5 protein-coding genes and 2 pseudogenes are annotated in these 7,656 nt (G+C 73.2%); 2 read left to right on the plus strand and 5 right to left on the minus strand.

Annotation, left to right across the window (positions count from 1 at the left end):
* Window positions 1-849, minus strand: a pseudogene (locus tag GTW67_RS08670) (hypothetical protein); the annotation flags it as partial.
* 194 nt (window positions 850-1,043) lie between these two features.
* Here GTW67_RS08670 and GTW67_RS08675 point away from each other — a divergent pair.
* The gene (locus GTW67_RS08675) at window positions 1,044-2,945 is read left to right on the plus strand and encodes a CocE/NonD family hydrolase (protein WP_161164230.1); all 1,902 of its coding nucleotides are present in this window, start codon (window positions 1,044-1,046) and stop codon (window positions 2,943-2,945) included.
* Window positions 2,946-2,996: 51 nt separating this feature from the next.
* On the opposite strand, the gene GTW67_RS08680 is transcribed toward GTW67_RS08675, so the two are convergent.
* Entirely contained in the window at window positions 2,997-3,398 is a 402-nt protein-coding gene (locus tag GTW67_RS08680; RefSeq protein ID WP_346010606.1) for a discoidin domain-containing protein, read from the minus strand.
* A 5-nt stretch (window positions 3,399-3,403) separates the two neighbouring features.
* Here GTW67_RS08680 and GTW67_RS08685 point away from each other — a divergent pair.
* Window positions 3,404-3,817: pseudogene (locus tag GTW67_RS08685) on the plus strand (substrate-binding domain-containing protein); the annotation flags it as partial.
* Between the two features lie 72 nt (window positions 3,818-3,889).
* On the opposite strand, the gene GTW67_RS08690 reads toward GTW67_RS08685, so the two are convergent.
* The 3 genes from GTW67_RS08690 to GTW67_RS08700 form a co-directional block, all read right to left on the minus strand.
* Window positions 3,890-5,236: an MFS transporter gene (locus GTW67_RS08690; protein WP_161164231.1), complete on the minus strand. Its 1,347-nt coding sequence runs from the start codon at window positions 5,234-5,236 to the stop codon at window positions 3,890-3,892.
* Complete coding sequence (locus GTW67_RS08695; RefSeq protein ID WP_161164232.1) at window positions 5,233-6,861, minus strand: acetate--CoA ligase; 1,629 nt, start codon at window positions 6,859-6,861, stop codon at window positions 5,233-5,235. Before GTW67_RS08695 ends, GTW67_RS08690 begins: the two co-directional genes overlap by 4 nt.
* An 82-nt stretch (window positions 6,862-6,943) precedes the next feature.
* On the minus strand, window positions 6,944-7,656 hold a 713-nt coding region (locus tag GTW67_RS08700; RefSeq protein ID WP_161164233.1), incomplete at its 5' end, for an enoyl-CoA hydratase/isomerase family protein.

The raw sequence follows: 7,656 nt of genomic DNA on the forward strand, positions 1-7,656 counted from the left end.
GGCCAGGCCCACCAGCCCGCGGACGGCGTCGAGCAGTGCCGCCACGGGGTCCCGGGCGCCGTCCGGGGCATCGGCGTCCTGGCCACCGGCGGTGACGGCCCCTCGTGCCCTCCCCGGCCCGGTGACGGCAGCGGACGCCTCGGCCGTCGGGGCTCTGGTCGTCTCGGCCGCGGCGGTGGTGGTCGTCTCGGCGGCCGGGGCGGTGGTCGTCTCGGCCGCCGCGGCGCCGGCCGTCCCGGCGGACGAGCCCGAGCGCACCGCGAGCATCTGCTCGATGTCCCGCCGGTTCCCGGCGGTCACCTGCTGGAGGTGCGGGTCGAGCGGGGCGGCGGCGATCCGTCCGACCACCTCCAGGGCCTCGGTGAGGTCCCGGCGCAACGACGCCGTCAGCACCTGGCCGTCGGCGGCGGAGAGCAGCGCGTCCAGGAGGGCGGTACGGGTGCCGTCCGCGCGGGGCAGGGCCCACGGCGCCAGCAGGAAGACGAGCATCATGCGGGCCTGCACGGCCAGCGGGTCGGTGAGGGGCCCGGTGCCGTCCGCCCACCGCAGCCGCCGCAACGCCTCGTCCCGCTCCTCCGGGTCGGACGACCCGCCGTCGCCCCGGCTCATGCAGCGCGCGCCCCGCAGGATGCCCAGGTGCACGAAGACGACGGAGAAGCCGGCTCCCTCCCGCGCGAGCGCGGTCTCGACGCCGGCCAGCCGGTCGATCACCGGCCCGAACGCGTCGGCCGGCGCCCACCCGCCGCGGACGTCCAGCAGCCGCCGTGCCTCGGCCAGGGCCTCGGCCGCTTCCTTCCTCAGCTCCGTCACCCCGGCGTCGCCGTCGCCCCCTCGGACCTCGCCGGCCATCGTCCCTCCCCGTCCTCGCGCCCGGGACGGCGGAACGCCCCGACCGGCACCCTGCCCGTTTCGCGAACCCGGCATGCCCGCACACAACACCCGGCACGCGCACGTCCGTTGTACGCCCCATCGACGCGCGACGGGTAACGCTGCTAAACCTGCACCACCCGCACCACCTGCACCCACCGTTCAAGGAGGAGCATGTGAGAGCCCGTAGCGCGGCCACCCGGACCGCCTCGGCACTTGTCGCCGCCCTCGCGCTGACCGCCGGCCTGGCCGGCCCCGCCGTCGCGGCACCCGGGACGGAGGCCGAACCGGCCGCCGCACCCCGGTCCGTGACGGGGTCGGTGGCCACCGCGACCGACCCCGTCACCCATGCGGAGAACGACCGCGTCCCCGAAGGCTCGGTCTGGACCCAGCACTACTTCCCGTCCTCGGACCGCTCCGGCACCCAACTCCACGCCGACGTCCTGCTGCCCGAGAAAATGGCGGGACGCAAGCACGCCAAGGTGCCGGTCATCCTGTCGATCGGCCCCTACTTCGCGCACACCGGACAGACCGGCCCGGAGGGCTGGACCCACACCGGACCCTCGTCCCGCTTCCAGGACTTCATCGAGGGCACCGACCTGTTCGACCAGGGCTACGCCTTCGTCATGGTGGACCTGCGCGGCTTCGGCGGCTCCACCGGCTGCCTCGACTGGGGCGGCCCCGGCGAACAGGCCGACGTGAAGGCCGCCGTCGACTGGGCCGCGAAACAGCCGTGGTCCACCGGAGCCGTGGGCATGTACGGCAAGTCGTACGACGCCGTCACGGGCCTCATCGGCAACAACCTGGACCAGCGCGCCCTCAAGGCGGTCGTCGCCCAGGAACCCCTGTGGGACATGTACCAGTACATCTACTCCAACGGCGTCCCCCGTCCGAACGTGACCGGTACCGCCGACGCGTACAACTCCATCGCCACGATGCCTCCGTTGGCGGACGACGACCCGCGCTATCAGGCCAATGCCCGGTACGAGGAGACGCATCCGGAGTGCCTGACGCAGAACTCGGCCGGGTACCGGATATCCGACCAGCGGGACCCGTACTGGACCTCCCGCGACCTGGCGAAGGCGGCCAGGGGCACCGACACCCCGCTCTTCGTCACCCAGGGCTTCGTCGAGAACAACACCAAGCCCGAGGAGATGGAGGAGTACCTCGGCAACCACCGGGGCCCCGAGCGCGGCTGGCTCGGCCAGTGGGACCACGTGCGCGGCGGCGACCGCGTCGGCGACGGACGCCTGGCCATGGGACGTGAGGGCTGGTACGACGAGACGCTGTCCTTCTACGACCAGTACCTGAAGGGCGTCAGGCCGTCCGTCCGCTACCCGGCCTACGCCGTCGAGGACTCCACCGGCGCCTGGCGCGCCCAGCGCACCTGGCCCGTCACGGAACGGTCCGTCACCCTGCCGCTCGGCGGCGGCTCCTACGTGGACGACGGCGGCGCCTCCGCCCGGGCGGCGCTGACCGCCTCCGGCGACCCGGCACCGCGGCCGTCCGTGCAGCCCACCGGAAAGTGGGACATGGAGAACGCGCCCGCGACCGAACAGGCCGCGCCGCGGGCACTGACGAGGGAGCTGGCGAAGCGTCAGCAGGCCGGCGCCGTCACGTCCAGTTTCTTCGTCTGGTCGAAGCCGCTGCGGAAGGCCGTGCGGGTCACCGGCACCCCGCAGGTCTCGCTGACCGCCAGGGGCGAGGGCAACGTCATGCTCAAGCTGTACGACGTCGCCCCGGACGGCACCGCCGTCATGTTCGACGAACAGGTCTCCCTGGTGGACTCGGGCCGGCTGAGCGTCGACCTGAAGGCGACCGACTGGACCCTGGCGGCGGGACACGTCCTGGCCGTGGAGATCGGTTCGATCCGGACCGGCTCGTGGCGCGACACCCCGTCGGGCGAGACCATCCAGGTCAAGGGCGCGAAGCTCCGGCTGGCCCTGGACGACCCGGCCGACGACGTCGCCACCGCCGGCGACCGCTCGCCGTTCCTGGACACGTACCTGCGCCAGTACACCGTGAACCTGCCGGCCGGTCCGGCGACGTTCACGGTGGTCCCGGGCGGCCGCCTCTGACCCTAGGGCCTGTCGTTTGGATCTTGCCGGCGTCGCGGGTGAAAGACGCAGTCACTCTCGGCCGGCCTGGTCCAAACGACAGGCCCTAGCCCGCCCCCGGCGCGGCACGCCGGGGGCGGGCCGGTTCAGGCCGGGCCGCTCACCCGGCGGGTAGCCCGTCGGCAGGTCCACCGGCGTGCCGTACACCCGCATCTCCGCGGCCGCCGCGAACGGCTGCCCGTTGAGGGCGTTCAGCGCCGTGAACCGTACGTACGAGGCCCGGACCCGGTCGAAGGAGACGCGCTGCGTCTGCGGCACGTCCTTCAGGGTGCCCGTCGCCACCGTCCGCCAGGTGGTGCAGTCGTCCGACACGGCGACCTCGTAACCGCCGACGCGGCCGTTCTGCCCGCCGTTCTGCCGGTTCGGACAGCCGAGGCCGTCCACGTCGGCCGCGCCGCCCAGCTTCAGCGCCACCCAGCTGGCGTGACACCCTCCAGGCGGCGGGCCTGCCCGCGCCCCCGGTGCTGGAGGGCGACTGGACCCCCGAGTCCGGCTACCGCAACGGGCTGATCCTGGGCAGGATCCCCGACGCCACCGCCGTGTTCGTGGCGAGCGACGAGATGGCCTTCGGAGTGATCCGCGCGCTGCACCAGCTGGGCAGGCGGGTCCCCGAGGACATCTCCGTCGTCGGCGTGGACGACATCGCGCTGGCCGAGTACTGCGCCCCCTCGCTGACCACGGTCGCCCAGCCGTTCACGGAGATGGGCGCGCTGGCGGTCGTCCACCTGCTGCGCCACATCGCGGACCCGGACGCCGCACCCGAACCGGCGTCCGTCGAGCCGACGCTGATCGTGCGCGCCAGCACGGCCCCACCGCCAGGGGCCCGGCCTTAACGGGCAGGGGGGACACATACGGAGGTGGCCGGTCCGGGCAGTGCCGGGCCGGCCACCGAGGTCCGCGGAGCGCTACTTCTCCAGCACGGTCGTCCGCGTCAGCGGCAGGTGCACCGTCTCCCGGAAGGAGAACAGCACCACCAGCGCCGACACCGCCGCCAGCCCCATCAGATAGAAACCGGGCGCGAGCGGCGTGCCCGCCAGGGAGACCAGCCCGGTCGCGACGAACGGCGCCGTCCCGCCGAACAGCACGTACGCGGCGGTGTAGCCGATGGCGGAACCGCTCGCCCGCAACTGGCCCGGGAACATCTCGACCATCGCCGGCACATTGGCCGTACCGATCACCGACACCAGCACGGCGAGGACCATCGCGCCCACGATCGCCCCCGCCAACCCCGTGCCGATCAGCCAGAACGCGGGCAGCGTCGCCACGGCGAAACCGCCGCACGCCACCAGCAGCATCGGTTTGCGGCCGTACCGGTCGGCGGCCGCCGCCATCAGCGGGCAGGCCGCGCTGTAGGCGAGCATGGCCAGCACACTGGTCAGCATGGCCTGCGCCTTGGTGTACCCGACCTCCTCCGACATGTACGCGATCATGTAGCTGCTCATCAGGTAGTACCCGACGGCGTTCGTGATGCTGTAGCCGAACAGCGTCAGCACCTGCCTGCGGCACCGCTTCCACGCCTCGCGCAGCGGCGCCTCCTGCACCGCGTCCCGCTTCTCCATCGCCCGGAAGACCGGGGTGTCGTCGATCCGGCTGCGCAGATACAGACCGATCAGCCCGAGCGGGCCGGCCAGCAGGAACGGGATGCGCCAGCCCCAGCTGTTCAGCGCCGCCTCGGTGAGCGACGAGGTGATCACCAGCCCGGTCAGCGCCCCGGCCACGGACGCCAGCCCCACGGTCAGCGGCACCACGCTCGCGTAGCGGGCGCGCCGCCCCTCGGGGGCGTACTCCATGATGAACGCCGAGGCACCCGTGTACTCGCCGCCGGTGGAGAAGCCCTGGAGCGCCCGCAGCAGGAACAGCAGGACCGGGGCGGCGATGCCGAAGGTGGCGTAGCTGGGCAGCAGACCGATGAGCAGGGTCGAGCCGCTCATGCACAGCACGCTCAGCGCCAGCATGCGGTTGCGGCCGATGCGGTCGCCGTAGCGGCCGAAGAACGCCGCGCCGATGGGCCTCGCCACGAAGCCGCCGGCGAAGACGGCCCAGGTGGCGAGCAGCGCCGCCGTCTTGTCGTACTGCGGGAAGAACAGGCCGGCGATCGTGGCGGACATGATGGCGTAGGCGCCGGAGTCGAACCATTCGACGAAGTTGCCGACGGCCGTCGCCGTGGCGACCTTGCGCCGCACCACGGACGCGTCGGGAGCCCCTTCGGCGGCTGCGGAGGGCGACTGGGGGATACGGCTGTCGGTCGTCATGTCCGTCCGTCCTTCCGGGGTGGTGTCACGGCGGCGGGGCCGAGGTCGCGGGCGCGCAGCGCGGCCCGCTGGATCTTGCCGGTGGCCGACCTGGGCAGGGCGTCCACGAACTCGATCAGCCGGGGGTACGCGAACTTGGAGTGGGTCTCGCGGGCGAAGCGGGAGATGTCCCGGGCCAGCTCCTCGTCCGGCTCGTGTCCGGGGCGCAGCTCGATCCAGGCCTTGACCGCCTGGCCGCGTACCGGGTCCGGGACGCCCACCACACCGGCGTCGGCGACAGCGGGGTGACCTCGCAGCACAGCCTCCACTTCGTACGGTCCGACACGGTAGCCGGACGTCTTGATGACGTCGTCGGTGCGGCCGAGGAACCAGAAGTATCCGTCCTCGTCCCTCACGGCCTGGTCCTTGGTGCGGTACCAGGTGCCGCCGAAGGACTCGGCCGACGCCTCGGGACGGTTCCAGTAACCCAGCGGGAACTGGGGGTTGGAGCCCGCCCGCAGGCAGATCTCGCCGGGCTGCCCGACCGGGACCTCCCGGTCCTCGGCGTCCAGCAGCGCGACGTCCCAGCCGGGCAGCGGCCGGCCCATCGAGCCGGGCTTGACCGGCACGCCGGGGAAGTTGCCGAGCAGCGGGTACGACTCGGTGGACCCGTAGTAGTCGAGCGGCGTCACGCCGAACTGGTCGCCGAACCACTCGATGAGGTCCGGGGTCAGCGGCTCGTTCGAACAGCACACCACCCGCAGCGACTGGGGGTGACGGCTGCCCGCGTCCGGGACGTCCTGCATCATCTTACGCAGGAAGGTCGGGTTGACCAGGGCCGTCGTGACGCGGTTGCGGGACATGCTCGCCAGCAGTCCCGCCGGGTCGAAGCCGCCCGCCGGCCGGTACACCAGGTGCACGGCGCCCGCCCTGAGCGGACCCATCAGCTTGGCCATCGACCAGGCCCAGTCGCCGGCCCCGTAGAAGACGTCACCGGCGCGCAGATCGTGGCAGTAGTGGAACTCGTTGTGCCCGAGCAGGGTGCGGTGGGCGTGCACGATGCCCTTGGCCGCGCCCGTGGTGCCGGACGTGTAGAAGATCAGCGCCGGGTCGTCGGCGGCGGTGTCGGCCGTCTCGTACACCGGGGGCAGCGCGCCGATCGCCGGGTCGTCGACGTTCACGACGGCGCCGTCGAAGCCGTCGGCGCGGTCGAGGGCGGCGGTCTCGGTGACCAGCACCGTGCTGCCGGAGTCGGCCAGCCGGTAGCGGATCGGCTCGTCGGCCCAGAGCAGCGACATCGTCACCAGGACGGCCCCGGTACGCAGCACGCCGAGGTAGGTCGCCGGGGTGTCGGGGCGCTGCGGCAGCAGGACCGCGACCCGGTCGCCCTTGCGCACGCCGAGCCCGTGGAGATGGGCCGCGATCTGCCGCGAGCGGTCCTGGATCTGCTGCCAGCGGACCTCCTCGCGGCGGCCGGTGTGGTCCTCGAAGACGAGCGCGAGCCGGTCGCCGGGATGACGGTCGGCTACGTCCGCCGCCATGTTGTACCGGTCGGGCACGTGCCACTGGTGGTCCTCGACAAGGCGGCGGTAGGCGCGCTCGCCGTCGGAGGCCGCGCCGGTGCGCGGCGTGACGCTGGTGGTCATGGAGGAACCTCTCGTGCGAAGGGGACGGGGGAGCCGGGGGAGGGGGAGCGGTGTGCCGGGGGCCGGCGCGGCGGCGTGGACGTCAGCGGCGGCGCCCGGCGAGGAAGCGGGCCATCTCGCGCTGGGGCTCGCCCGTGGCGTAGGCGGCGGTGTGCACCTTCTTCGCCGCCTCGATCGCCTCGTCGAGACCGGCGTCGTCCAGCTCGCGGAGCCGGCCCTTGGTGAGGGCGACGGCACCCGGCGGAAGCTCGGCGAGGCTCGCCGCCTCCGCCAGCGCCTCCGCCCTGACCTGGTCCTCGTCGACGAGGCGGGACAGCAGCCCGAGCCGCTGCGCCTCCACCCCGTCGACGAGGCGTCCGGTGAGCGCGAACTCGGCGGTCTTGGCCCGGCCGAGGATGCCGCGCATCGCCCAGATGCCGGTGATGCTGGGAATGCCGGAGAGCACCTCGGGCTGCCCCATCCGGACGCCCGCGTGACCGATGCGCAGGTCGGCCAGCAGCGCGAACTGGAAGCCGGAACCGGCGGCCACCCCGTTGACGGCGGCGATCACCGGCTTCTCCAGGGCGCGCACCGCGCGGAACAGGCGGCCGAAGTCGTCGATCCACGCCTCGGCGGCCGCGTGGTCGCCGGGGTCGATGGCCGCGGTCTCCGCGAGGTCCTGGCCCGCGCAGAAGGCGCGCCCGGCGCCGGTGAGCACGACCGCGCGGCACGCGTCGTCGTCACCGGCGCTCTCGAGCGCGGCGACCAGGCGCTCCCGCATCTCGCCGGTCCACGCGTTGAGCTTGTCGGGACGGT

The organism is Streptomyces sp. SID5910 (assembly GCF_009862125.1).
Lineage (GTDB): Bacteria > Actinomycetota > Actinomycetes > Streptomycetales > Streptomycetaceae > Streptomyces.